The sequence below is a fragment of the Paraburkholderia sp. RCC_158 genome (assembly GCF_041355255.1).
GTDB lineage: Bacteria > Pseudomonadota > Gammaproteobacteria > Burkholderiales > Burkholderiaceae > Paraburkholderia > Paraburkholderia graminis.
The window spans coordinates 183,462-209,225 of sequence record NZ_JBFUPM010000003.1 but is presented as its reverse complement, the minus strand read 5'-3'; the positions used below and the strand labels follow the sequence as shown (position 1 = coordinate 209,225).

The window sequence follows — 25,764 nt, the reverse complement described above, 5'->3', positions numbered from 1 at the left end:
ACCGGGTGATTCAGGTGGCCGATGCTCAGGCTTCGCGAGTGGCGGGAGCCGTCTCGGAGTGGTTGGCGGATTGCGCAGCGAGTTTGTCGTCAGACGGCGCATCGGCGGCGGTGGATTGCGGCTCGTTGGGCTCGGCTTGTTGCGGGGTTGCTTGCGACGCTTCTTGTGAGGTTGCTTGCGACGCTTCTTGCGAACCCTGCTGTGACGCAGAAGCATCCACAGGCGCTTGGTTCTGCGCATGGACTGCATCGGCGGAAGCAGCAGATGCAGCCGGCGCAGCCGCTGCCGCCGCACTCTTCGCGCTCTTCGCCGCGCGATGCGCCTGCAGGCGCTGCGCGCCCGCCGCTTCCTGAGCCGTGACCTTGCCCGCCTCGGCGCCCGTCAGGTCGACGCGCGCGGCGCCTTCCACGAGACACTTCCAGTAGCGGCTGCCGCGGCACCACGTCTTGATCGCGTCGCGCAACTCGGCTTCGCTCAGCGACAGTTCCTTGGCATGCACCACGAGGTCTTCGAAGATGCCGACCTTCAGCGGCAGCTTCGGCGCCGGGTTCTTCGGGAACGCGTTCGGGAAGCGCTTTTGCAGACGGCCGATGGACTTCACCACCGGATCGACCGGCTTGGCGTCCGCGGCCGGCGCGCCAGCATTGGCACCCCCGCCGGGACCGCGCCGCGATTGTGACGGCTGCGACGGCTTGCCGGCAGGCCGCGCGCCCTGTCGGGCGCCCGCACCGGGGCCCGCGCCCGGCTTCGCGGATTTCGCAGCCGGCCTGCCATCGCTCCTGACATCGCGCCTTGAATCCGGCTTGCCCTCGGGCCTCGCGCCGGATTTGCCGTCAGCCTTCGCGGCCGGCGCAGCCTGGGCCCGTGCCGCGGCCAGTTGCTTCTTCAGTTCAGCGAGTTGTTCGAAACCCATAGCGCACAACCAATCAAGAAAGGGGAGATTGTAGCAGCGCTCCGTAAGAGATTAGTGACGGCATTGCAACGCCGGGCGGGCTGCCAGCATGCGCGGGCGCCCGTTTGCGATGCCGTTGGGCACTAACGCAGCGGATTATGCAAGGTGCAATAACCGTTCGAACGCTCGCTCCCCGCGCGGCGAGCGAACCCGATGTCCGCGCGGGCGTTGCGTTCGCATCGCCCGCACGAGGGTTGCAGAAGGTTTCGGGATGCTGATTAACTTGCCGGTAAGTTTCCACTCAGCGGGCCGCTCAGCGCGGCCACTAAGCGCGGCCAAGATAACCGCATCGGCGCACGACGGGCCGCGCTCACCCAAGCCGGCGACGCTCGAGCGCGGCGTCCACGACGACGCCAGACGCTGCGGCGATCTCGGCGATCGCAGCAAGCGCGGCGCTCGCCGTCATCACGCAAAGCGCCGCGCAACGATCGCGAACGTGTGCGCGGCGCCGGCCGCATCGCCGGCTAGATAGGCTTGATGTCCGCGGCCTGCTTTCCTTTTGGCCCCTGCTTCACTTCGAAGCTGACCTTCTGATTTTCCTGCAGCGATTTGAAACCCTCGGAGCGAATCTCCGAGAAATGGGCGAACAGGTCTTCACCTCCGTCGTCGGGTGTGATGAAGCCGAAGCCTTTTGCGTCGTTGAACCACTTCACTGTACCGGTAGGCATGTCGATTCCTCATGTGCATCTGGTTGACTGGGACTGCCGCTCGACTGTACGCCACTTGACGCGCCGGCGCTCTCCCCGGGCTTTCCATGACTAGCGCCTGGCGTCGACGCACAGGCCGCGGCGGCCGTCCGGAAACTGGGGTCGCAAGATGCGTGCCGCGCCCGCCGCGAGCGGAGCGGCCGCCGGTACGTTTGAGCGCAATCAGATAAGATGTTTCCTTATCGGCAGTCCATTCTCGGCCACGCGCGTTCGGCTCTGTACGCGAGCGCAGCGCAGCCTGTCGTTTTTCCATTTACAGGAACCAGCATGGCAATTTCGAGCTATACCGATACCCGACTTCTCATCAACGGCGAGTGGTGCGATGCCGCGAGCGGCAAGACTCTCGACGTACTGAACCCCGCTATCGGCCAGGTCATCGGCAAGGTAGCGCACGCCGGCATCGCCGATCTCGACCGGGCGCTCGAAGCGGCTCAGCGCGGCTTCGAAGCCTGGCGCAAGGTGCCCGCGCACGAGCGCGCCGCGGTGATGCGCAAGGCAGCCGCGCTGGTGCGCGAGCGCGCGTCCGACATCGGCCGCCTCATGACGCAGGAACAGGGCAAGCCGTTCGCCGAAGCGAAGGTCGAAGTGCTGGCCGCGGCGGACATCATCGAATGGTTCGCCGACGAAGGCCGCCGCCTCTATGGCCGCGTGGTGCCGTCGCGCAATCTCGCCGCGCAGCAGCTCGTGCTGAAGGAACCGATCGGCCCGGTCGCCGCCTTCACGCCGTGGAATTTCCCGGTCAACCAGATCGTGCGCAAGCTGAGCGCCGCGCTCGCGAGCGGCTGCTCGTTCCTCGTGAAGGCGCCGGAAGAAACCCCGGCGTCGCCAGCGGGCCTGTTGCAGGCGTTCGTCGAAGCGGGCGTGCCGGCCGGCACCGTCGGCCTCGTGTTCGGCGATCCGGCCGAAATCTCGAACTACCTGATCCCGCATCCGGTGATCCGCAAGGTCACGTTCACGGGCTCCACGCCGGTCGGCAAGCAACTGGCCTCGCTGGCCGGCGCGCACATGAAGCGCGCGACGATGGAGCTCGGCGGCCACGCGCCGGTCATCGTCGCTGAAGACGCCGACGTCGCGCTCGCGGTCAAGGCAGCGGGCGGTGCGAAGTTCCGCAACGCGGGCCAGGTGTGCATTTCGCCGACACGCTTTCTGGTGCACAACAGCATCCGCAAAGAGTTCGCCGCGGCGCTCGTCAAGCACGCCGAGGGCCTGAAACTCGGCGACGGTCTCGCGGACGGCACGACCCTCGGGCCGCTCGCCAACGCGCGCCGCCTGACGGCGATGAGCAAGGTGCTCGACGACGCGCGCAAGACCGGCGCGAAGATCGAAACGGGCGGCGAGCGCGTCGGCACGGAAGGCAACTTCTTCGCGCCGACGGTGCTGACCAACGTGTCGCTCGAAGCCGACGTGTTTAACAACGAGCCGTTCGGCCCTATCGCGGCGATCCGCGGTTTCGACAAGCTCGAGGAAGCGATCGCCGAAGCGAACCGCCTGCCGTTCGGTCTCGCGGGTTACGCGTTCACGAAGTCGTTCGCGAATGTGCATCTGCTGTCGCAGCAACTGGAAGTCGGCATGCTGTGGATCAACCAGCCCGCCACGCCGACGCCGGAAATGCCGTTCGGCGGCGTGAAGGATTCGGGCTACGGCTCGGAAGGCGGACCGGAAGCGATGGAAGCGTATCTGGTCACGAAGGCCGTCACGGTGATGTCGTCGTAACGCATGGGGTAACGCCGGCAACGGCTGATCGTTGCTGGCTGTAGAGAGTCCGCGAGTTGATGCTCGCGGACTTTTTTATTTCATCGACAAACGTTTTGTGTGAACTCATGCAACCCACGCTGACGGGCAACACGGTCGAACTGCGGCCACTGGAACGCGATCACGCGCAAGCGCTGCTCGAAGCCGCCGCCGATGGGCAATTGTGGAATCTGACGCTGACTGTCGTGCCAGGGCCCGGCATGATCGACGGTTATATCGACGCGGCGCTCGCCGGACGTGACGCGGGAACAGTCATGCCGTTCGTGATCGTGCGCCGCGATACGGGTGCGGTGGTCGGCAGCACGCGGTTCTGGAAAATCGACTACGCGAATCGCAAGCTCGAAATCGGGCACACGTGGCTCGGCGAATCGGCGCAGCGTTCGGCCGTCAATACCGAGGCGAAATATCTGCTGCTGCGTCATGCATTCGAAGCGATGCAATGTGTGCGCGTGCAGTTCACCACCGACGAGCTCAACGACAAGTCGCGCGCGGCGATTCTGCGAATCGGCGCAAAGCAGGAAGGCGTGGTTCGCCACGAGCGCATCATGCCGGACGGCCGCAAGCGCAACTCGGTGCGCTTTAGCATCATCGACGACGAATGGGCGCACGTTAAGGCCATGCTCGAAACGAAACTGGGGCCGCGTTAAAGCGGCCCCGGCGTTTGTACGCTCGGTCAGCGAGCATCAGCGCGCATGCTCACACCCGCTCACACATGCACGTCGCTCTCCTTCAGCGGCGTCGCCGCGGGCGTCAGCAATTCCTCGCGCAACGTATCGCGCGCGTGATGACGGCGCACCCATAGCGCGGTCAGCATCGGCACCAGAATCGCGGTCACGAGGCAGGCGGTCGCGACCATCGCGGTCGCGGCCGGCACCAGCGGCTTGAAGCTCGGAATCATCTCGCCGATGATCGCCGGGTTAGCCACCGCCGCGCCCGCCGTCGACGAAGCCGCGAGTCCCGCCGCGCCATTGCCGCCCGCGATCCAGCGGTCCGCGAGAATCAGCGGAATGCCGGTCACGACGATCACCGCAAGGCCGAGCAGCACGCCCGCCATGCCGCTCTTCGCGATCACGTTCAGGTCGATGCCGTTGCCGAGCGCGAAACCGAAAAACGGAATCAGCGGATGCACGCAGCGGCCGAAGAACTCGCGCAGATCGCTGTCGATATTGCCGAGCGCGAAACCGATCAGAAACGGCAGCACCGCGCCCACGAAAAGCCGCGGCTCGAAGAATGCGACGCCCGTCGCGCCGAGAATGATCATGCTGACGAGCGGCCCGGACTCGACCGACATCAGCACGAATGCGCCGGCCTCCTCTTTCGTGCCGTACTGCTGCATCACGGCGGCGTAGAGACCGCCGTTGGTCATGTCCATCGACGTCGTGATCGCGAGCACCGAGAGCCCGGCGAAGAGCCCGGCCTTGATGCCGTCGATGGGAATGAAATGCGACGCCACGAGGGTCGCGATCCACGCGACCACCATCTTCGTGACGAGCAGCGTGCCGGATTTGCGCAGCACGGTGCCGGTGGCGCGCAGGTCGATCGTCGCGCCCATGCAGAAAAACCAGACCGCGAGAATCGGCACGGTGCCGGCGATCAGGCCGTTGGTGAACGAGCCGAAATACTTGCCCGCGCCGGGCGCGAACGTATGAACGCAGGCGCCGAGCAGCAGCGGCACGAGCATCAGGCCGCCAGGAATGCGGTCGATGGCCTTCTTGAGCTTCATTGTCTCCTCCGTGGACTTGACGTCCAGTTGTCCGGTAACTCCACCTGGGTAAGCACCGGTCTGACGCCGGCTGCTCCCTTTCGGCGCAATATAGCATCGAGTCAGGAACGTCGTTCCGGTTTTTTGCGCGACAAGGATAATCGTTTACCCGGCCTATGCTGGCGGGCCTCCGCTGGCTCCCCATGCTTCGCAATTTTTTATGGACCACTGTTCCGAAATAGCGAATAACGCGCTACAGTCGAGCCCATGCGTGCGCCGCCGCTAGGTAACTGCGGGAAGGCGTCCACCCACCGGAGACAGAATCATGGAAGCAACGCTGCAAGTGAGGCAAGCGGTCAACAGCGAGTATGCGAAGACGCTCGACACCGCCGGATTGCGCAAGGAGTTCCTCGTCGACGAGGTGTTCGAGCGCGACGCGCTGCGGCTCACCTATAGCCACATCGACCGCATCATCGTGGGCGGCGCGTGGCCCGCCGCGCGCGCCGTCGAAGTGCCCGGCTCGCTGGGCAAGGCGATCGGCGTCAGCTATCTGCTCGAGCGGCGCGAACTGGGCGCGATCAACATCGGCGGCGACGGTTGGGTCGATGTCGACGGCACGCGCTACACGGTGCGTAACGAGGAGGCGATCTACATCGGCCGCGGCGCGCAATCGGTGGCTTTCGGCAGCGACGACGCCGCGCAGCCGGCCAAGTTCTACCTGAACTGCGCACCCGCACACGAGTCGCATCCGACTCGCACGATCTCGCTCGCGCAGGCGTCGCCGCAAACGCTCGGCGATGCCGCGACGAGCAACCGCCGCACCATCTACAAGTTCATCGTGCCCGAGGTGCTGCCGACCTGCCAGTTGTCGATGGGCATGACCAAGCTCGAACCCGGCAGTCTGTGGAACACGATGCCCTGCCATACGCACGAGCGGCGCATGGAGGTGTATTTCTATTTCAATGTCGCCGACGACGCCGCCGTCTTTCACATGATGGGCGAGCCGAGCGAGACGCGGCACATCGTCGTGCATAACGAACAGGCGGTGATCTCGCCGAGCTGGTCGATCCACTCGGGCGTCGGCACGCGGGCCTATACGTTCATCTGGGGGATGGTCGGCGAAAACCAGGTGTTCAGCGACATGGACCATATCGCGGTGCGCGATCTGCGCTGAGCGCATCGCATCGGCCGCTCGCCATACGAAACTCACGACATGGGCTTTGACATTGTGAAGATCTCCGCCACCAACCGCCCCGTGACCCATCCGTTCGATCTGACCGGCAAGGTCGCCATCGTCACCGGCAGCAACGCGGGCCTCGGCGCGGGCATGGCGCTCGCGCTGGCTGAGGCGGGCTGCGACATCGTCGGCGTGTCGCGTGCCGATGCGGGCGATACGCCCGAGCGCGTCGCCGCCGCGGGGCGCAGATTCGCGGACGTGCGCGCGGACCTCGCCTCGATTGCGCCAGTGGACGACATCGTGCGGGCCGCGGTCGAAGCGTTCGGACGCGTCGACGTGCTGGTGAATAACGCAGGCATCATCCGTCGCGAGAACGCGCTCGAGTTCACCGAGGACGACTGGGACGCCGTGATGGACCTCAATCTGAAAAGCCTCTTCTTTCTCGCGCAGGCCACGGCAAGGCAGTTCGTCGCGCAGCAAAGCGGCGGCAAGATCATCAACATCGCGTCGATGCTGTCGTTCCAGGGCGGCATACGCGTCGCGTCGTACACGGCGTCGAAAAGCGGCGTGCTCGGGCTCACGCGGCTTCTTGCCAACGAATGGGCCGCGCAGCGCATCAACGTGAACGCGATTGCGCCCGGCTACATGGCCACCGCGAACACCGCGGCGTTGCGTGAAGACGCGCAGCGCAACGACGAAATCCTGAGCCGCATTCCGGCCGGCCGCTGGGGCGCGCCGGACGATCTCGCGGGACCGGTGGTTTTTCTGGCGTCGTCCGCGTCGGACTACGTGCACGGGCATACACTCGCAGTAGACGGCGGATGGCTCGCGCGCTGAGTCTTCAACATACGCGACGAGACGCGGTATGCTCGCGGCGTCCGCCGCAACGCGGCACGCAATAGCGTTCGAATATGGTTCGATAGAAGTTCGATCAGGGAATCACGGAAATGGCAGCAACCGGCAAACAGCAGCGTAAGGACGTTCCCGCGACCCTTGCGCACGACGCGGACAGCGTCGAGTGCGGCAGCGACAAAGGCGAATCGGCTTCGTCGATTGGCCGCGTGTTCGCGATTCTCGGCGCGATCGGCGACAGCGGGCAGATCGGCATCAGCGAACTGTCGCAACGGCTCGGCATGTCGAAGACGACCGTGCATCGCGTCGTGCAGACGCTGAAGGCGCTCGGCTACGTGACGCAGGAAGTCGAGACCGAGCGCTACCGTCTGACCATCCGTCTTTTCGAACTCGGCGCGAAGGCGTTGGAGAGCGTCGATCTCGTGCGCGAAGCCGACGTCGAAATGCGCCGCATCGGCCAGCTCACACGCGAGGCGGTGCACCTCGGCGCATTCGACGAAGACGCGATCATCTACATCCACAAGATCGACGCCGATTACGGGCTGCGCATGCAGTCGCGGATCGGCCGGCGCAATCCGCTTCACAGCACGGCAATCGGCAAGGTGCTGCTCGCGTGGATGGAGCCGGCCGACGCGCGCGAGGTGCTGTCTCACGTCGAATTCCGCAAGTCGACGCAAAAGACGTTGTCGTCGGCCGAGGCAGTGTTGAGCATCCTGCCGCGCGTTCGCGAGCAAGGTTACGGCGAAGACAACGAGGAGCAGGAAGAAGGCTTGCAGTGTATCGCGGTGCCGGTGTTCGACCGCTTTGGCCGCGTGATCGCCGGCCTGTCCATTTCATTTCCGACCATGCGCTGCGGCGCCGATACGAAGTCGCATTACGTCGCGCTGTTGCGCGAGTCGGGCCTTGCGATCTCGACGCGGCTCGGCTATCGCGAAGCAGCCGCGCCGCAGCATGCGGCCGCCGAACCGGGTTGATCGAACGCCGATGCAGCGTTCAGGTTGCGTCCATGCAATCGCACCGCTCAAGGCAGCATCCGCTGCAACACATCGTCCTTCAGCACGAAGCGATGAAAGAGCGCGCCCGCCACATGCAAGCCGATCAGCACGAGCAAGACCCACGCAAGATACCCGTGGATGTCGCCCATCTCATGCCCGACGCTCGAGCCGGTCGGCGAAATCGACGGATACGGCAGCACGCCGAAAAGCTTGATCGTCCAGCCGCGCGATGACGCGTTCGCCCATCCGAGCACCGGCACGACGACAAGCGCGAGATACAGCAGGCCATGCGTGATGTGCGAAACGACGCGAAAAAACGGCGACACCGATGCCGGCGACGGACGATGCGTGGCACGCCAGACGATTCGCAGCACGACGGCCGCAATCAAGGTTGCGCCCACACCGAGATGCCACGCAATCAGCCCTTCGGGCAGCGTGCCCTTGTGAATGTCCGGCATGGTCCAGCCGATCACGAACTGCGCCGCAATCAGCAAGACGATCAGCCAGTGAAGCAAGCGGGCGACGCCGTCATAGCCGGTCGCATAACGGCGCGTATTCGTATCGAAGGATTGCATCTTCATAGGACGTCTCGTTTCTCGTTTGGCATCGTGGGTTGGGCACGGGGCGGGCGCCGGCGTGCGAGCCAGTATGCTACCGGTCAAATATTAATAAAAGCTGAACTGCGGTCCGACGAATGACCAATCTCAGGGCTGGCGTCGCGAGCGGTTCAACGTAAAACGCCAGTCTGCAACCGAATGTATCCGCGCGGTATATAGACCGCGTCTGGCCTTGCCTTCCGCTTTTCAGCGCTGCTTGCACCACGCCTTTGTTGCGCCACGGCTCATCCAAGACCTGCGTACGCGGCCTTTTCATAGCGTGCTCAATGGCTTGCCCCTCGTTTGCACTTCGTAGCCGCGGTCGTCGCACGCCTCATGCGCCCTCGCCTGCGCGCGCCCTGCACAAACAGTCCACGCGATGCACGCGACACGTCCTGTTACACACGAACACAACGGTAATACCGCCTCTCAGTAGAGTTCGGATCAACAGCAACGAGGAGCAATCTCATGAAACGAATTTTTGCGCTGGTCATTCTGGCGGCGACGCTCGGCACCGCGTTGAGCGGTTGCATCGTGGTGCCCGATGGCGGCTATCACAACCATTACCGTTACCACGACCGTTACTGATCGCGGCGCGCGCCGAGCCCTACACACTCAATCATAAGAACACGGGAACCCACCCCATGAATCAATCACGAAGCCGCTTGCTCTCTATTGCGATCGTCGCCGGTGTCGGCATCGGGGCGTCGTCGGCGGCGCTCGCTCACGTCGACGTCGGCGTGAACATCGGCGTTCCGGGCGTCGTGTATGCGCCCGAGCCGGTCTATGCGCCGCCTCCGCCGCCGGTCTATGCACCGCCGCCGCCGGTGGTCGTCGTCAGTCCCGGCTGGTATGGCGAGCGTTACTACGACGGTCATCGCTATTGGGAACGCCGCGAATGGGAAGAGCGTCATCGCGAACGCGAATGGCGCGACGCGCGCGGTCCGCACGGAGACTGGCGCGGCCACGGCGAAGGACATGGCCGCGGCGAGTGGCACGGCCACGGCGGCGATCATTGATCGCGCGTAGTGCGGCGCTACACGTTATGACGATCGCGCCGCGCTGCATTGGGCTTTGCCTTTGCATTGAGGTCTGCGTTTGCGTTTGCATCGGCAGCTTGCAGGAGCGACAACTTGGTACGCACTGATCCACGACGAGTCAGCGCGCAGATCGACGGCATGCTCGTCTGCGCGGAGTACAGCGAACAGACCGGCCAGTTGTGCTTGCGGCAGAACGGCGCGCTCGTTCGCGAATGGTTTCCACCGCATTCGTGGATGGCGATTGCGTCCGTCGCGGGCGCGCGGCATTGGGGCACGCGACCAACCGACGACGACCTCATCGCACTGCTGCGCAACGAGATGACGTTGCTGCGCTCGCCGCAATCCGGCACGATGCAGAAATAGAAAACCGCGCGGCGCCTAGGGCGTCGCGCGGTTTTTTCGTTTGCGGTTTGAACGCGAAAAGCTCCGCGCCCTGCTCTTTCGGCAAACTTTATCGTGCGTTATAAACCGGCGGCGAATACGAACTGAACGTAACGTCGCCGCCGCGGCCCGCTTGCCACGTACCGTGGCTGCCCGAACCATAGCCGCTGTTCTCGACTCGCGCGGCGCCCTGCTGGCCCGCGGCCTGACTTTGAATAACCTCGACGCCTTGCTGCGCGGCTTGCCCCGACGTCTTCGCCATCGAAACGATCGGCGCGCCCAGCGCGACGGCAACTGCAACAGCCTGAATGAGCGATTTCATTTGACCACCTCCAGTCATGCTTCTTATGTGTGCTGCGAACGGAATTCGTTGCAGCGGTGAAGGCAGTGTAGGTGCGCCGTCGTAGACGATAAATCCGCTAATCCTGAATTCACTGTTGCTGTTGCACCGACAATCGCAGCCGCCGGCCTTGCGCTCAGTCTCAATCTCCGTCTCGCGCTCAGTCTTGCGGCACGGCGACGCCGACGTAGTTCTCCGCCATCACCGTGGCCGCACTGCGCGACGTCGTCACGTATTCCAGTTCGGCCACCTGAAGCTGCTGCTCGAACGGCGACGCGCCCTCGATCCGATGCATCATGCTCGTCATCCAGTACGAGAAATGCTCCGCGCGCCAGATGCGCTTGAGCGCCGTTTCGCTATAGCGTTCGAGCAGATCGCTGCGGTTCTCCACGTAGAACGCGTTCAATGCCTTCGTGAGCAACCGCACGTCGGCGACCGCGAGGTTCATCCCTTTTGCGCCGGTCGGCGGCACGATATGCGCGGCGTCGCCGGCCAGGAAGAGTCGGCCATGCTGCATCGTCGCCGAAACGAAACTGCGCATGCCGACAATGTTCTTCTGAAAGATCTTGCCGTCTTTCACGTGCTGACCATCGTGCGAATCGACGCGTGCATGCAGTTCGGCCCAGATGCGGTCGTCGGACCAGTTATCGACGGAATCTTTCGGATCGCATTGAAAGTACATGCGCTGCACGTTGGCCGAGCGCGTGCTGATCAGCGCAAAGCCGCGGTCGTGCCGTGCGTAAATGAGTTCATCGGAAGACGGCGGCCCTTCGCATAGGATCCCGAACCATCCGAACGGGTAGACGCGTTCGAAGTCGCGGCGCAATGCCTGCGGAATCGATGCGCGCGAAACGCCCTGCGAGCCGTCGCAGCCGATCACGAAGTCGCACTGCAACTCGCAGACTTCGCCTTCGTGGCGGTAGCGGATCGACGGCTTGTCGGTGTCGATGCCATGCAGCGACGTCTCCGATACGCCGAAGCGCAATTCCCCGCCCGCTGCCACGCGCGCCGCGACCAGATCCTTGATGACCTCGTGCTGTGCATACACGGTGATCGAGTGGCCCGTCAGTCCAGTCAGATCGATGCGGCGGCGCTTGCCTTCGAACGCAAGCTCGAAGCCGTGATGCAGCGCGCCCTCGGCCTTCATGCGCTCGCCGACGCCGGCTTGCGTCAGCAGATCCATCGTGCCCTGCTCGAGCACGCCGGCGCGTATCGTCGATTCGATCTGCTCGCGGGTGCGCGTTTCGAGCACGACCGACTCGATACCGCGCAGATGAAGAAGATGAGAAAGAAGCAGGCCCGCCGGCCCCGCGCCGATGATGCCAACCTGAGTGCGCATGATGTGTCTCCTGAGTGCAAGTGTGATTTGCGCCCAGTTTGACGATGGGCCCGGCTATCGCGCAACGCGATACGGCGGATACGCTGTATCGTCTTTTGAGATAGCAGGACGGCGCTGCAAGCGTCACGCAAAGCCGCCGATACGGCGCGACGCCCTGTTGACGGCGCTTGCAGCGCAGTGCCTGTTTATGCGGTGCGATTGCTCGTACGTGAGGCGCTCAAGGTAAACCCCGAGTGCGCCGATAACGTTCAGCCGAGGAACAGCCGATAAACCGGATTCTGCGTCTCTTCCCAATACGGATAGCCGAGCGTCGCGAGAAAGCGGTCGAACTCCGCGTTATCCGTTTCAGGCACCTGGATGCCGACGAGAATCGAGCTGTAGTCCGCGCCCTGGTTCCGGTAGTGAAAGAGGCTGATATTCCAGTCGGGCGCCATCGACGATAGAAACTTAATCAGCGCGCCCGGGCGCTCGGGAAACTCGAAGCGGAACAGACGTTCGTCGTGTGCGAGCGGCGAGCGGCCGCCGACCATGTAGCGGATGTGCTGCTTCGAGAGTTCATCGAAAGTCATGTCGACGGTGGCGAAATTGTGCGCCTCGAAGGCGCTTGCGATCTGCGCCGATTCACTGCGATTTCTGATCTGCACGCCCACGAAAATATGCGCGGATTCGGCCTGCGCGATCCGGTAATTGAACTCCGTGACGCTGCGTGTGCCGACCAGTTCGCAGAATCGTTTGAAGCTGCCGCGCTCTTCGGGGATCGTGACCGCGAACACGGCTTCGCGCGCCTCGCCGACTTCGGCGCGTTCGGCGACGAAGCGCATCCGGTCGAAGTTCATGTTCGCGCCGGACGTGATCGCGATCAGCGTCTGGTTCTCGATGCCTTCGCGCTCGGCATACTGCTTGGCTCCGGCGACCGCGAGCGAGCCCGCGGGTTCGAGCACGCTGCGCGTGTCCTGGAAGACATCCTTGATTGCGGCGCATAGCGCGTCGGTGTTGACCAGCAGCACATCGTCGAGATATTCGCTGCACAGGCGGAAGGTTTCTTCGCCGACGAGCTTCACGGCGGTGCCATCGGAGAACAGACCAACCTCGTTCAACGTCACACGTTCGCCCGCTTTCAGTGATGTCGCCATCGCACACGAATCGTCGGTCTGCACGCCGATCACCTTGATCTCCGGGCGCACCGATTTCACATAGGCCGCGACACCCGCTGCGAGTCCGCCGCCGCCAATCGGCACGAAGATCGCGTGAATCGGGCCTTGATGCTGGCTGAGAATTTCCATCGCGACCGTACCCTGGCCGGCGATCACATACGGATCGTCGAACGGATGCACGAAGGTCAGGTCGCGCTCTTTCTGTAGCTGCACCGCGTGGCCGTACGCATCGCTAAACGATTCGCCGAACTGCACGACTTCGACCGTCGGCCCGCCGTGCGCGCGCACGGCATCGACCTTCACCTGCGGCGTTGTCACCGGCACCACGATGATCGCCTTCACGCCCATGCGCGCCGCGGACAACGCGACGCCCTGCGCATGATTGCCCGCCGATGCGGTGATCACGCCGCGCGCGAGCGCGTCGGCGGACATGTGCGCCATCTTGTTGTACGCGCCGCGCACCTTGAACGAGAACACCGGCTGGTTGTCCTCGCGCTTCAGATACACCGGATTACGCAGACGCGCCGACAGATGCGGCACGCGTTCGAGCTCGGTCTCGCGGGCCACGTCGTAGACGCGCGCGGTGAGGGTTTTCTTCAGGTAGTCGTGACGAAGCGCGACATGGTCGACGGCTTCATCGAGCGGTTGTGATTCGCGTGAGGGCAAGGCAAGCTCCTGTGCGGCAAGGACGTGTCATCGAAAGTCGACCAGGAGGCAGGAGCAAGCGGACATAAAAAACCCGCCTCGTGGGGCGGGTTATGTGTGACTGCTATCAGACGCGCGCTAACCCACCATTCGATGAATGATGCTAATAATCAGCGCAATACGGATGTCGAGGCAGTTCATGCGGACGATCATCGTTGACTGGTCAGGATTTGTCAATGCAAGTGTGCCGCGAGTACGCCGTGCGAAACGAGCGCGCGACCGACGCACTCAATCCCGCACGCCGCTCTGCTTCTTGAACGAACTCAGAATGCGCCGCTCGAGCGCGTTGTAATCGCCGCCGAAGTGATGGTCGCCCGACGTGCGAATCACTTCGATGCCGGTCTTCGTCAGCGTCGGACACAGCGTGTCTTCCTCGTTCTGGCCGTAGATGCATTGCACGATCGCGGGCGGCACGCGCGCCAGTTCCGGGCGCACTTTCAGCGCCTTGTCGCTCGCGGGCATGCCGAGCCAGCCGCCGACGCGAATCTGGAAATCGGCGTCCGGCGCGAAGCCGAGCAGCGAGATCAGCGACACCTTCGCGCGCAACGCTTCGGGCAGGCGGTTATACGCGAACGGCATCACGTCCGCGCCGAACGAATAGCCGATCAGCGCAATGTGCTCGGCATGCCAGCGCGCGCCGTAGGTTTGCATCACGCGCGCGAGGTCGCGGCTCGTTTGCGCGGGCGGCTTCTCGCTCCAGAAGTAGCGCAGACTGTCGATGCCGATCACCGACACGCCGTCTTTCCGCAGCGCCTGGGCGATGGTCTTGTCGAGATCGCGCCAGCCGCCGTCGCCGGAAATGACGACGGCCATCAGGCCGTTCGGATGCGCGGCGGGCAGTTCGATGAGCGGCAGATCGGAGACGTCCTCGTCATGCGTCGACACGGTTTGCAGATGCGGCGCGATCAGCGCGACGAGACGCGCGCGGTCGGCGTTGCCCGCATTGCCTGCGTTGCCCGTCGATGCCTTTTCGACGAAGCCCGGAATCTTGTCGCGAATGATCGTCGAATCGGGCGGGCACGGCTTGAAGCGCGGATCGAGCGTGTGCTCCGCATCCACGACGACAGCCCCGGCGATCGTGTTCGACGGCGCCTGCTCCAGCACCTGCATCGCGAGCGTCGCGCCCTGGCCCGTGCCCGCGACGATCGGCGCGAAGTAATGGTTCGACAGCGACTGCCGCTCGAGTTGATGGCTCAACGCTTCGGCATCGCCGACGAGCTGATGGCAGGCTTCTTTCTTCTGCACGGGATCGGTCGCGAGCTTCGCGGCATAGCGCGCGGTATCCACGCCGACGGTCAATGCGCCCTGCTTCGCCAGCGCGTCGGCGCTTTGCTGATCGGCCGCGCTCCAGCCGCTCGCCTGCGAGTAAAGCACCACGAAGCCGCGCAACGGACCGGCCGGCTGCGTGACCGTGACGTTGCCGTAGCGGCCGCCGGAAATGGTGGTCGTCGCCGCGTTTGCGAGGGTGCCGCCAGCCACGAGGCCCGCCACGACGGCGAGCCTGAAAAACGATTGCAAAGTCATGAACGCCGGCCTCCCGCCAGCAATGACAGGTCCGCGAGCGTGAAGACCACGCCCACCGAACCCGACGCCGCGAGATAGCGCGGCTCCCAATGCGGCTGGAACTTGCTCTTGAAAGCGCGCAGTCCGCGGAAGTTATAGAAGCGGCCGCCGAAGCGCCACACGATGCCGGCAAGCCGGTGCCAGCGCGACGCAAGCGGCGTCGGCTGCATGCCCGAGAGCGGCGCAATGCCGAGACTCAGCGAGCGGAAACCGGCCTGCTTCAGATGCAAGGCCAGTTGCGTGAACAGATATTCCATCGCGTACGGCGACGCGCTTTCCACGTGACGCATCACGCCGACGGTCGCCTCGGTGTTCAGGTCGGTCGTCATGAAGGTGACGAACGCGACCGGCTCGCCGTTCTGGCGGACCAGCATCACCGATTGCGCGGCGAGGTATTCGTCGGTGAAAGCGGCGACCGAGAAGCTCTTTTCGCGCGCATCGCGGCTATTGAGCCAGCCGTTGGAAATGCCGCGCAACGTTTCGAGCGACGCCGGCACGTTCGCCTGGTCGATCACTTCGACCGTGAAGCCATCGCGCTCGCCGCGCTTGAGCGCGTAGCGCAGATGCGCGCGGTGCGAGCCCTTGAGATCGAAATCGTCGAGCACGACGTGCGCTTCCTCGCCGAGCTTCATCAGCGAGAGGCCCGCGTCGAGATACAGCGGCAACGCGTTCGCGCGCACCTGGTAGAAGGCCGCGCGTCCGCCGTGCGCATGCGCGAGCGCGACGAACTTGCTGATGAGACCGGCCCACTCCGCGCGCGGACCCACCGGATCGTGCAGCGCGGCCCACGTGCGGCCGTATTTCGCGTACATCAGGAACGCTTGCCGCGACTCCGAGAACAGGAAGCTCTTGTCGCCCATCAGTGCGAGGCCGGCGTCGCTGCGCTCCTGCGCGCGCACGATGCGCGCCGCGTCCTGCAAATCTTCCGGCGCGGGCTTCACGAAGTGGCCCGGCGCGGGACGCAGCAACTGCCAGAACGAGAACGTCGCGGCGAACAGGCTCGCGGCGAGCGTTGCGCGCAGCGCACGCGGCGCCCGTTCGTCGAAGGCGAATTGCCACCACAGGTCACGCGTATACGGAACGTCGCGGAACGCGAACAGCATGACCCACGTCGCGAGCATCAGCACCATTGCGACCGACACGAGCCAGCCGGCCGTGAAGCGCTCGGCGAACAGCGACGAATGACGATTGAAGCGCCGGCGCGTCGCGAGCAGCAGCACGATCAGCGTGCACAAGACGCCCGCTTCGACGAACGCCAGGCCCTTGGTCAGCGACAACGCGAGGCTCAGCACCGCGAGCAGCAAGGTCATCCACCAGGCGGCATCGAGACGCCGCAGCAGCCCGCGCGCGACGAACAGCAGCAGCACGCCGAGCACGCTGCACAGCATCTGCGAGCTTTCGAGCACCCACAGCGGCAGCACGTCGCGAAGAATATGAAGGCGCTGCCAGAACGCGGGCGTCGCACTCGAGATCACCAGCATGCCGCCGACCACGAACGTGACGAGGCTCAGAAACAGCGGCGCGAGTTTCGACGCGGCCGCCGCATGGCGCAGCGGCAAGCGGCCTTTCAGCGCGCGGCCCTCGAAACCCGCGAGCAGCGCAGCCGACACGACGAGCGGCGCGCCGAAGTAGATCGCGCGATAAGCGAGCAGCGCGGCGACCATCTGCTGGGTCGCGACGCTGCCGTTCAGCGTGAACACCATCGCCGCTTCGAACACGCCGACGCCGCCGGGCGTATGGCCGATCAGGCCGAGCAGCATGGCCGCGGCATAGACGGTAATGAAGGTGACGAAGCTCACATGCGCATGCGGCAGCAGCGCCCACAACGCGAGGCCGGCGGCGATCACGTCGACGACCGCGAGGCCGACTTGTTCGAGCAGGTCGCGGCGCGCGGGAATGTCGAATGAAAGCCATTGCCAGCGCGTGCGGATCGCGCGGGTCTCGGCGCGGCATGCGGCGGTCAGCAGAATCAGCGCGGCGAGCAGCAACGCACCGACCCAGCGGACCGTGACGGGCGAAAGATGCAGCATCGGCGCAAGCGGGCCGGCGAGGCAGACCATGCCGAACGCCGTCATCAGGACCAGTGCAAGCGCGAGCGAGACGCTCGTGAAGACCGTCATGCGGCCGATCTGCGCGGGCGTGATGCTCGAGGCGCCATACACGCGGGCGCGCACCGCGCCGCCCGTCAACGCGCCGAAGCCGGTGGCGTTGCCGAGCGCGGAGCCGGCCGTCGCGCCGATCCACAACGCCGGGCGCGGCACGCTTGCACCCAGGTAGCGCAAGCCGACTGCATCGCGGCCGACGAGCGCCACGTAGCTGAGCGCCGTGGCGGCCAGCGCGGCGGTCCACTCGGAGGCGGACAAGCGGCGCAGCTCGTGCATCACCGAACGGTAGTCGACGGCCTGCGACAAATGCTGGAGCACGCCGAGCAGCAGCGCGCAGATCGCCAGCGCGAGCACGGGCGAGAGCAATCCCCTGATGCCTCGCGCTTTGGATGCGCGGACGAACATCGCGCCCAGCCGGTCGAATTTATTCTTATATCGATGGAACATGGTCAATGCGGGCCTTGCGTGGAGCTGTCAGCTGTCGCGGCGACGGGCCGTCTGCCGCCAGGTCGCCTTGCGGCGATTACAACTGGATAACGGCAAGCAGATCAAAAGGTTGACACTGCGGGCCTTTGCGCCGGGGTTTAACCTGGGCGGAACCCGCGCCGCGCCGGCCGGCCCGGAAGTCAGGGGGCTGAAGTTTAAACGCTAATCGTGGACGGTCAACGAAGATTCGTCGCGGGTTGACGTGAGCTGTGAGCCACGGCTGGCTAAGCTTTTTGCCGCAAGTGCCGTAGTCGCAAGCAATAGCCTCGCGAGATGCGATCCGTTGGTCGCACAAACGGGGCACTTGACGGGAGAAACGATGATGGCCGAACAGGATTGGATGATGGCGGGCTTGTATCTGGCGGCCCTCGCGTCGACCGTGCTGGCGATGAGCGCCTGGTCCGCGCGAGCGGCGAAAATGCGGCGAACGGTTACGCTTATCCGTTTGCCGCGTCGTTCGGGCGAGTAAGCCGCTAGTCAGCCGCGAATAAGCCGCGAATAAGCCACGGGAAGCGCGCGGCGTTCACAAAGCAAAAGCGGCGCGAAATGCGCCGCTTGTTGCTTGCTGACCCGCGTTCGTTGTCACGCGCGACCGTCTTTAACGCGCGACCGTCGACAGCGCCTTTCAGCGCGCCCGGCCGCGTTTGCCGCTTACTGCGGGCGGCGATGCGCTTCGGCGATCACGGCGCAGTTTTGCAGATGCAGATTCAGTGCGTGCAGCGCGAGAGCGCGCAGTTTCGCGAGCCAGTTGCCCTTGGCGGCGACGGTGTTACGGGCGGATGCAGCGTTCGTGGCGGTGTTCATATCGAGGCTCCTGTATAGGGTTTATACCTAGGGAATAACCCGATTATAGTCCTCTCGTTGCGCAGTGCAACAAAAAATAAAGCTGTTGCGCAAGAATCACAGCGGCGTCGGCAGCGCGCTCCGAGGTCGATGACCGCAAAGGGCGGCATGGAGGCCCGTAGTATTAACAAACCGCACCGTACAGGTGCAATAATGGCCCCTTTGCCTGCGACCGCCCGCCGCAGCTTTGTCCATGACCGCCGCCCGCACCGCCCTGATAGCGCCTTTGATCGTCGCGTGCGCGATGTTCATGGAAAGCGTCGACGCCAACGTGATCGTCACCGCCCTGCCCGCGATGGCGCGCGACTTCGGGCGCGACCCGGTGGCGCTGAAAATCGCGGTCACGAGCTACGTGCTCGGGCTCGGCGTGTTCATCCCCGTTTGCGGCTGGTTCGCCGACCGCTTCGGCGCGCGCACCGTGTTTCGCACGGCAATCGGCATCTTCGTGGCCGGCTCGCTGCTGTGCGCGGCGTCGAATTCGCTGGCCACCTTCACGCTCGCGCGCTTCGTCCAGGGCGTCGGCGGCGCGATGATGGTGCCGGTCGGCCGAATCATCATCTTCCGGGTCGTGCACAAGGTCGACTTCATCCGCGCGATGAATTATCTGAGCGTGCCCGCGATGCTCGGCCCCGCGGCCGGCCCGCTGCTCGGCGGCTTCATCACGACTTATCTGCACTGGCGCCTGATTTTCTTTATCAACGTGCCGATCGGCATCCTCGGCATCTATCTGACGAACAAGCACATCGCCAACACGCGCGAGCCGCATCCCGGCCCGCTCGACTGGATCGGCTTTTTTCTGTCGGCGGCGGGCGCGGTGCTGCTTTTACTGGGCTTGTCGCTGATCGGCGGCGAGCTGATCGCCAATCGCGACGCGTTCGGCATGTGCGGGGTCGGCGCGGTGCTGCTGGTGCTTTACGTCGTGTATGCGCAGCGCGCGCGGCTGCCGCTGCTCGATCTGCGCTTTTTCAAGGTGCCGACGTTTCAGGCGAGCGTGCTCGGCGGATCGCTGTTTCGCATCGGTCTCGGCGCGCTGCCGTTCCTGCTGCCGCTGATGCTTCAGGAAGGACACGGCATGAGCGCGTTTCAGTCCGGCCTGATTACCTGCGCGTCGGCATTCGGCGGCATGTTCATGCGCACGGTCGCGTCGCGCGTGCTGCATCGCTATGGTTTTCGCTCGGTGCTGGTGGTCAACGCGGCGCTGTCGGGCGTTTCGATCGCGGCGTGCGGGCTGTTTTTTCCCGGCACGCCGACGTGGATCATCTGGGTCGTCGTGCTGCTCGGCGGCTTCTTTCCCGCGCTGCAATTCACGAGCCTCAATTCGTTGACCTACGCGGAAATCGCGAGCCGCGACGTCGGGCGGGCGACGAGCCTCGGCAGTGTCGTGCAACAGATGTCGCTCGGTCTCGGCGTGACGGTCGGCGGCATCGTTCTGCAGATTTCGCGCTTGATGAACGGCCACGACGCGATCATGTGGTCGGATTTCTGGCCCGCGTTTCTCGTGGTGGGATTGTGCTCGTTCGCGTCGATTCCGGTGACGTTGCGGCTGCCGCGTGGCGCGGGGGAAGAAATCTCGCGCGGTGGGCGCGGCTGACGACGAGCGGATAGCGCGGTCTGCGGGGGCTGGTGGCTTGGCGAGCTGGTGACTTACCTGTCGCGCTGCTGGTCTGCCGCGCTACTTGTCTGTCGCGCTGCTCGTCTGCCGCGCTACTTGTCTGTCGCGCTGCTCGTCTGTCGCGCTGCTCGTCTGTCACGCCGCAGGTCTCCCGCGCTGCTCGTCTGCCCCGCTGCCCGCCGCGCCGAATTCACTGCTCCTTGCGGATCACGCTCACTTCGCCGTTGCGCTCGAGAATCGCCGCGGCGACCTTGTCGAGCGAGCGGGAGCCGATCTTCTGCCGCACGCTTTCCCGCACATCGTTCGGGGTCATCAGCGCGGCCCGCAGTTGATCCTCGTTGAACGCGCCGTTGCTGAACAGCTCGCGCTCGACGCCGCCGACGAGCCGCTCGATCGCATGCGAGCGCATGCAGATCCACGCAAGCAGGCGATGGCAAACGACGATCACGAGCGATGCCAGCACCGTCGCGACGAACGGCGAGGCGCCCACGATCGCGCGGCTCAACGTGGCGCCCAGCAGAATGACCACCACCGAATCGAACGGCGAGCGCTGTCCCAACGAACGCCGTCCGGAGATCCTGATCAGCACGAGTGCGATCAGAAACACGACGACCGCGCGCAGGCTCATCTGCAGCGGGTCGAGATCGCGCCCTTGCCCGAACAGCAGATAAATCGCGTCCATCATTGTTTTGTCCTCCGGGTCCGGCCCGCCTCCGTTCGATGAAGGCAAGGCCATGCGCAGTACCGGCAGCAGATGCCAAGGAGAAGCAAACCATGTGCCGATCGCCGGACGCGGCGACGCTTTTTGAAGCGCTATTCCGAGCGCTGTTTGAGGCGCTATTCGAGGCGCTACTTCCCCAGCTTCGCCCGCACACGGGACACATCGCGCGACGTGACCGGCGCAGCCGCGTTGCCCCACGTATTGCGGATAAACGTCAGCACGCGCGCCATTTCGTTATCGGTCAGTTTGTCCGTGAAGGACGGCATCTTGCGCGGCTCCGGACCGCTGAGTGTGTGCGGACTCTCGCCGCCTTCGACCAGCAAGCGCACGAGCGATGTACTCGATGCCCCGAGCACGGCGGGATTGCCCGCCAGCCGCGGATACTTTTGCGGCACGCCGGCGCCGTCCATCTGATGACATCGCGCGCAATACGTGGCGTAGATGCCGGCGCCGGGCCGCTCGACGTCGCCGGTTCTGAGCGCCCGTACGGTCTGCTGCGCGGCGCGCGAGTTTGCATTGAAGCGGCCGTTCGGCGCGCGCGGCGGCAGGCTCTTCAGATACGCGGCGATGGCGGCGCGGTCGGCATCGCTCAGGTACTGGGTGCTGTCTTCGACCACTTGCACCATGCTGCCGAAAGTCACGAGTCCGCCGCCGTGGCCGGCTTTGAGGAAGGCGGCGATGTCGTCGGCGGAAAATCGGCCGAGGCCCGAGCCGGGATCGGCGGTGAGGTTCGAGGCGAACCAGTTGTCATTGGTGCCGCCCGTCAGATACGTCGAACTCGAATGGCTGTAGCCGCGCTCGTTGAACGCGGGGCCGCGCGGCGTGTGGCACGCGCCGCAATGTCCGAGCGATTGCACGAGGTAGGCGCCGCGGTTCCATTGCGCGTCATGCGCGGGGTCCGGCTGGTACTGCCTGGTCGGCGCAAAAACCCAGTCCCAGAACAGCAGCGCCCAACGCTGGTTGAACGGGAACGGCAGACGCGTCGTCGGCGCGGGTGTCGGCACAGGCTGCACGCCGTGCATGAAGTACGCGTAGAGGGCGTGCAGGTCGTCGTCGGTGATTTTCGAAAACGACGGATACGGCATCGCCGGATAAAGCCGCTTGCCGCCTCGCGCGACGCCCTCGCGCAACGCGCGCGCAAAGTCTTCGTAGCTGTAGCGGCCGATGCCCGCTTGCGGATCGGGTGTGATGTTCGACGAATAGATGGTGCCGAACGGCGAGCCCATGCCGAGGCCGCCCGCGAACGGCGGCGTCGCTACCGGCTTCGCGCCAGGCTGGGGGATGCGCGGCGGGGCTGTGTGGCAGCCGGCGCAATCGGCGGCTTTCGCGAGGTAGGCGCCGCGGGCGATTTCGGTGGGGTTGGTGTTGGTAGCGTTGGTGTTGGCGTTGGCCTCGCCCGTGGCCGTGCTGTTCGTTGCGGTGCTGGTTATGCCCTTGCCCGCCCCGCTCGCCGCGGCTTCTCCGGCATGGCTCGCGGCATCGTGCAACAACATGCCCATCACCGCGAGCGCGACCGCGGCGACACTGCCCGCACGCCAACCTCGCCGCACCAAGCCGCTGCCGCGCATCGCGAGAAAATCACGAAGGCCGCGCATCGTCACCACCATTTGCACGGCGAGACGATCGCGATGGCGGCGTCGACCGCGATCAAAGCGACCAGAAACAGCGTGCTGCACAACGCCGCGACCCTCAGCAAAAAACGCTGCAACTCTACCCGCTTACGGCGCGCGGCATCGAGCGCGGCCCACTCGACCGGCGCAAGCTGCCGCATTTCGCGCCACGCGACCCAGGTGCCGAATGAGCCCGCCGCGAGGCACAATGCGCCGAGCACGATGAGCGCGGTTTTCATCCACGGCAGAATTGGTTCGGATAACGGATGATCGAACGGATAACAGCTTTGCGCAGCGAGCATTTCGGCGACCGTCATCTGCAAGAGCCAGGCGAGCGGCGCGACCAGCAGACCGATCAGCACATGGCGCAGCGGGTGCGGCGCGCCGGGCAATGGGCTCGTCGAATGCGTGTTCATGTCCTGGGCCATGACCACTCCTGAAAGAGGTAAGGCGTCAGATACAGCGTGCTGAAGATGAACAGCCAGACGATATCGACGAAATGCCAATACAGTCCGCCGATCCTCAACGCCGCGCAACGCCGCTCGTCGAAATAGCCAAGCGCCGTCCATAACAGCAGCAACAGCAACACGACGATGCCGACGGCGACGTGCGCCATATGAAAGCCGGTGATCGTGAAGTAGAGCGAGCCGTAGAGATGCGTCGTAAGCCCGTAAGGATGGTCGTGCCACTCCGCAAGCTGAATGCCCATGAAGACGATGCCGAGCACGACACCCGTGGCCATCGACGCGACTGCCCAGCGCACGCGTCGGCGGCGCACGCAATGCTCGCATAGCCAGACGAACACGCTGCTAGTCAGCAGAATGACTGTGTTGACGACGCCGAGCGTGAGTTTGGGCAAACCTTCCGGCGGCCAGTGCTGCGGATTTTGCGAAGCGAGATACAGATACGTGAAGATCAGGTATCCGAACAATGCACCTTCGGTCAGCACAAGCGTGAGGCAACCCCACCAGCCGCCCGAACGCTCGCCCGCGCTGCCTATCGGCAACAGACCCGCCGGTTCGTCCGGCTCGCGAGGCTCACGCGATGAGCGCTGCAGGTTGACGGCGTCGCTCATGTCAGCCTCCAGCGTCGTGGACGGCAACCGGTTCGCGCTGAATCAGTTCGCGCTCCGGCCACAGCCATACGATGATCGACACCGCGCAGCCCGCCAGCATCGCGCCCGCGAAAAGCCACGCCGCGAGCGCGAGCGCCGCGAAGAAAAGCGCGGCGAACAACGCAAGGAAGAACGGCGCGTACGAGTCGCCAGGCATCTTCAGAATCACGTCGGGATTCGCTTCGAGCGCGGTCGTGCCGAGCGCCTCGCGCCCTTCGGCCAGCAGATAACCTTCGTCGATTTGCGAGCGCACGTTGCCCGCGTTGCCGGGTTCCTCGATACGGCCTTCCCACAGCGGATGGCGGCTCGCGAGCGTCGGCACCACGGCGAAGTTGTACGGCGGCGGCGGCGAACTCACGGCCCATTCGAGCGATGGTGCGTCCCACGGATTATTGCCCGCCGGCTTGCCGCGCTTCAGACTCACCGCGAGATCGGCGAGAAAGATCAGGATACCGAACGCAAACAGAAAGGAGCCGAGCGACGTAACGAGGTTCACCGTATCCCAGCCCATATCGGCGGGATACGTGTAGATGCGGCGCGGCATGCCGAGCAGCCCCGCGATATGCATCGGGAAAAAGCCGATGTTGAAGCCCGCGAACATCACCCAGAAACCGAGCTTGCCAAGACGCTCGCTCATCATCTTGCCGGTGAACTTCGGGAACCAGAAGTAGATGCCGCCGATCACCGGGAACACGTTGATGCCGAGCAGCACGTAATGCAGATGCGCGACGACGAAGTAGGTGTCGGTGAGTTGCCAGTCGAACGGCACGGCCGCGGTCAGCACGCCCGAAACGCCGCCCACCACGAACAGAAAAACGAAGCCCGCGAAAAACAGGAACGGCACGCGAAATACCGGCCGCCCCGTCCAGATGGTCGCGATCCATGCAAACGTGGCCACTGCGCTCGGGATCGCAATCACCATGCTCGCCGCGCCGAAAAACGACAGCGCGAGCGCGGGAATTCCCGTCGCGAACATGTGGTGAATCCACACGACGAAACCAATCGCCATCGTCGCGACCGTGGCGAGCGCGACAGGACCGTAGCCGACCAGCGGGCGCCGGCAGAACACCGGCAACGCATCGGACACGATGCCCATCGCCGGCAACACGACCGCATAGACCCACGGATGCGCGAAGATCCAGAACAGATGCTGCCAGAGCAGCGGCCGTCCGCCGTTCAGTACGTCGAAGAAATGCGTGCCGATGCGGCGGTCCATCCACAGCAGAAAGAATGCGAGGCTCACTGACGGCACCGCGAGCAGATTGCCGGCCGATGCAGTGAGCGTGCCCCATACGAGCACCGGCACGCGATCGAGCGACATGCCCGGTGCGCGCATGCGCAGCAACGTCACGACGAAGTTCATCGAGCCGACTGTCGTTGAAATGCCGAGCAGCACCATGCCGAGCGCGTAGACGTCGATGTTGGGTCCGCTGCTGTATTCGAGGCCCGAGAGCGGCGCGTAGTTGAACCAGCCCGCGTCGGGCGCCTGGCCGGTCGGAAAGCTCGCGTACAGGAAGATGCCCGCGAACAGAAAGATCCAGTACGACAGCGCATTGAGCCGCGGAAAAGCCATGTCGCGCGAACCCAGCACGAGCGGCCACAGGTAGTTCGAGAAGCCGGACAGCACAGGCAGCGCATACAGAAAGATCATCGTCACGCCGTGCATCGTGAAGAGCTGGTTGTACTGCTCAGGCGTGAGCACCGTCGCATTCGGCCGCGCGAGCTGGACGCGCATGATGAGCGCTTCGACGCCGCCCATCAGCAGAAACACGAACGCGGTCACCAGATAGCGCAAGCCGATCGTCTTGTGATCCACCGACGAAAGCCAGCCGCGCCAGCCCGGCGGCGTTTCCCAGATCTCGCGCAGGCGTTTTTCGTCGGCGCTGCCAGGCGGCACGCGGCCGCGCCGCGGCCGGCGCGCGAGGCGCGGCGCATGTGCAGCCGCTAACGAAGACGATGCGCCCGAGCTCGGCGCGTCGGCATGATCGGACATCGAAATGCGCTCCTTACGTTAGGCG

At 64.6% G+C, this 25,764-nt stretch carries 25 protein-coding genes; 10 read left to right on the top strand and 15 right to left on the bottom strand.

All coding sequences use genetic code 11. The annotated features are described in order from the left end of the window. Positions 1–25 precede the first annotated feature (25 nt). Positions 26–913: a ProQ/FinO family protein gene (locus AB6809_RS07995; RefSeq protein WP_371026287.1), complete on the bottom strand. Its 888-nt coding sequence runs from the start codon at positions 911–913 to the stop codon at positions 26–28. Between the two features lie 503 nt (positions 914–1,416). Next, the gene (locus tag AB6809_RS07990) at positions 1,417–1,620 is read right to left on the bottom strand and encodes a cold-shock protein (protein ID WP_006052818.1); all 204 of its coding nucleotides are present in this window, start codon (positions 1,618–1,620) and stop codon (positions 1,417–1,419) included. Positions 1,621–1,926: 306 nt separating this feature from the next. On the opposite strand from AB6809_RS07990, the gene AB6809_RS07985 reads away from it, so the two are divergent. Together AB6809_RS07985 and AB6809_RS07980 are read left to right on the top strand one after the other, a co-directional pair. Next, positions 1,927–3,372, top strand: coding sequence for an NAD-dependent succinate-semialdehyde dehydrogenase (locus AB6809_RS07985; RefSeq protein WP_371026285.1), 1,446 nt, complete (start codon positions 1,927–1,929; stop codon positions 3,370–3,372). Between the two features lie 107 nt (positions 3,373–3,479). After that, the gene (locus AB6809_RS07980) at positions 3,480–4,058 is read left to right on the top strand and encodes a GNAT family N-acetyltransferase (RefSeq protein ID WP_371026284.1); all 579 of its coding nucleotides are present in this window, start codon (positions 3,480–3,482) and stop codon (positions 4,056–4,058) included. A gap of 59 nt (positions 4,059–4,117) precedes the next feature. On the opposite strand, the gene kdgT is transcribed toward AB6809_RS07980, so the two are convergent. Further along, a complete protein-coding gene (gene kdgT / locus AB6809_RS07975) occupies positions 4,118–5,134 on the bottom strand; it encodes a 2-keto-3-deoxygluconate transporter (RefSeq protein WP_053858142.1) in 1,017 nt (338 codons plus the stop codon). A 316-nt stretch (positions 5,135–5,450) separates the two neighbouring features. Between kdgT and kduI the strand changes: the two genes are divergently transcribed. From kduI to kdgR, 3 genes are all read left to right on the top strand, one after another. Next, positions 5,451–6,287, top strand: coding sequence for a 5-dehydro-4-deoxy-D-glucuronate isomerase (kduI, locus tag AB6809_RS07970; protein WP_053859030.1), 837 nt, complete (start codon positions 5,451–5,453; stop codon positions 6,285–6,287). Between the two features lie 39 nt (positions 6,288–6,326). After that, on the top strand, positions 6,327–7,127 hold the full coding sequence (gene kduD / locus AB6809_RS07965; RefSeq protein ID WP_371026283.1) for a 2-dehydro-3-deoxy-D-gluconate 5-dehydrogenase KduD: 801 nt from the start codon (positions 6,327–6,329) through the stop codon (positions 7,125–7,127). A gap of 110 nt (positions 7,128–7,237) precedes the next feature. Then, positions 7,238–8,116 carry a DNA-binding transcriptional regulator KdgR gene (gene kdgR / locus AB6809_RS07960; RefSeq protein WP_114156157.1) on the top strand — a complete coding sequence of 293 codons (879 nt, stop codon included), beginning with the start codon at positions 7,238–7,240 and terminating at the stop codon, positions 8,114–8,116. A gap of 47 nt (positions 8,117–8,163) precedes the next feature. On the opposite strand, the gene AB6809_RS07955 is transcribed toward kdgR, so the two are convergent. Continuing rightward, the gene (locus AB6809_RS07955) at positions 8,164–8,718 is read right to left on the bottom strand and encodes a cytochrome b (RefSeq protein ID WP_029968543.1); all 555 of its coding nucleotides are present in this window, start codon (positions 8,716–8,718) and stop codon (positions 8,164–8,166) included. A gap of 659 nt (positions 8,719–9,377) precedes the next feature. Here AB6809_RS07955 and AB6809_RS07950 point away from each other — a divergent pair. Further along, the gene (locus tag AB6809_RS07950) at positions 9,378–9,752 is read left to right on the top strand and encodes a hypothetical protein (RefSeq protein WP_029968545.1); all 375 of its coding nucleotides are present in this window, start codon (positions 9,378–9,380) and stop codon (positions 9,750–9,752) included. A gap of 114 nt (positions 9,753–9,866) precedes the next feature. Next, on the top strand, positions 9,867–10,136 hold the full coding sequence (locus AB6809_RS07945) for a hypothetical protein (protein ID WP_006052828.1): 270 nt from the start codon (positions 9,867–9,869) through the stop codon (positions 10,134–10,136). 88 nt (positions 10,137–10,224) lie between these two features. Here AB6809_RS07945 and AB6809_RS07940 read toward each other — a convergent pair whose 3' ends face one another. The 5 genes from AB6809_RS07940 to mprF all read right to left on the bottom strand — a co-directional run bounded on the left by AB6809_RS07940 (position 10,225) and on the right by mprF (position 17,765). Continuing rightward, the gene (locus AB6809_RS07940; protein ID WP_371026282.1) at positions 10,225–10,476 is read right to left on the bottom strand and encodes a hypothetical protein; all 252 of its coding nucleotides are present in this window, start codon (positions 10,474–10,476) and stop codon (positions 10,225–10,227) included. 178 nt (positions 10,477–10,654) lie between these two features. Beyond that, entirely contained in the window at positions 10,655–11,833 is a 1,179-nt protein-coding gene (locus AB6809_RS07935) for a 4-hydroxybenzoate 3-monooxygenase (RefSeq protein WP_371026281.1), read from the bottom strand. A gap of 248 nt (positions 11,834–12,081) precedes the next feature. Then, positions 12,082–13,653 carry a threonine ammonia-lyase, biosynthetic gene (ilvA, locus tag AB6809_RS07930; protein ID WP_371026280.1) on the bottom strand — a complete coding sequence of 524 codons (1,572 nt, stop codon included), beginning with the start codon at positions 13,651–13,653 and terminating at the stop codon, positions 12,082–12,084. 267 nt (positions 13,654–13,920) lie between these two features. Next, the gene (locus tag AB6809_RS07925) at positions 13,921–15,216 is read right to left on the bottom strand and encodes a virulence factor family protein (RefSeq protein ID WP_371026278.1); all 1,296 of its coding nucleotides are present in this window, start codon (positions 15,214–15,216) and stop codon (positions 13,921–13,923) included. Beyond that, the gene (gene mprF / locus AB6809_RS07920) at positions 15,213–17,765 is read right to left on the bottom strand and encodes a bifunctional lysylphosphatidylglycerol flippase/synthetase MprF (protein ID WP_307258495.1); all 2,553 of its coding nucleotides are present in this window, start codon (positions 17,763–17,765) and stop codon (positions 15,213–15,215) included. The genes AB6809_RS07925 and mprF overlap by 4 nt, the downstream gene beginning before the upstream one ends. A 40-nt stretch (positions 17,766–17,805) precedes the next feature. Here mprF and AB6809_RS07915 point away from each other — a divergent pair, with 40 nt between their 5' ends. Next, entirely contained in the window at positions 17,806–18,012 is a 207-nt protein-coding gene (locus AB6809_RS07915) for a hypothetical protein (protein WP_006053305.1), read from the top strand. Between the two features lie 153 nt (positions 18,013–18,165). Beyond that, positions 18,166–18,315 carry a hypothetical protein gene (locus tag AB6809_RS07910; RefSeq protein ID WP_006053306.1) on the top strand — a complete coding sequence of 50 codons (150 nt, stop codon included), beginning with the start codon at positions 18,166–18,168 and terminating at the stop codon, positions 18,313–18,315. Between the two features lie 182 nt (positions 18,316–18,497). On the opposite strand, the gene AB6809_RS07905 is transcribed toward AB6809_RS07910, so the two are convergent. Then, positions 18,498–18,650 carry a hypothetical protein gene (locus AB6809_RS07905; RefSeq protein ID WP_013588207.1) on the bottom strand — a complete coding sequence of 51 codons (153 nt, stop codon included), beginning with the start codon at positions 18,648–18,650 and terminating at the stop codon, positions 18,498–18,500. Positions 18,651–18,882: 232 nt separating this feature from the next. On the opposite strand from AB6809_RS07905, the gene AB6809_RS07900 reads away from it, so the two are divergent. Beyond that, positions 18,883–20,280 carry an MFS transporter gene (locus tag AB6809_RS07900; RefSeq protein WP_371026277.1) on the top strand — a complete coding sequence of 466 codons (1,398 nt, stop codon included), beginning with the start codon at positions 18,883–18,885 and terminating at the stop codon, positions 20,278–20,280. A 211-nt stretch (positions 20,281–20,491) separates the two neighbouring features. Here the strand turns inward: AB6809_RS07900 and AB6809_RS07895 are convergent, their stop codons facing one another. The 5 genes from AB6809_RS07895 to ctaD all read right to left on the bottom strand — a co-directional run bounded on the left by AB6809_RS07895 (position 20,492) and on the right by ctaD (position 25,739). Then, the gene (locus tag AB6809_RS07895) at positions 20,492–20,986 is read right to left on the bottom strand and encodes a DUF421 domain-containing protein (RefSeq protein ID WP_029968556.1); all 495 of its coding nucleotides are present in this window, start codon (positions 20,984–20,986) and stop codon (positions 20,492–20,494) included. A gap of 164 nt (positions 20,987–21,150) precedes the next feature. Then, the gene (locus AB6809_RS07890; RefSeq protein WP_371026442.1) at positions 21,151–22,590 is read right to left on the bottom strand and encodes a cytochrome c; all 1,440 of its coding nucleotides are present in this window, start codon (positions 22,588–22,590) and stop codon (positions 21,151–21,153) included. 29 nt (positions 22,591–22,619) lie between these two features. Next, positions 22,620–23,060, bottom strand: coding sequence for a hypothetical protein (locus tag AB6809_RS07885; RefSeq protein WP_371026276.1), 441 nt, complete (start codon positions 23,058–23,060; stop codon positions 22,620–22,622). Beyond that, complete coding sequence (locus AB6809_RS07880; RefSeq protein WP_371026275.1) at positions 23,045–23,707, bottom strand: heme-copper oxidase subunit III; 663 nt, start codon at positions 23,705–23,707, stop codon at positions 23,045–23,047. The genes AB6809_RS07885 and AB6809_RS07880 overlap by 16 nt, the downstream gene beginning before the upstream one ends. Position 23,708: 1 nt before the next feature. Further along, positions 23,709–25,739, bottom strand: a complete 2,031-nt coding sequence (ctaD, locus tag AB6809_RS07875; protein ID WP_371026274.1) for a cytochrome c oxidase subunit I — start codon at positions 25,737–25,739, stop codon at positions 23,709–23,711. Positions 25,740–25,764: the final 25 nt, after the last annotated feature.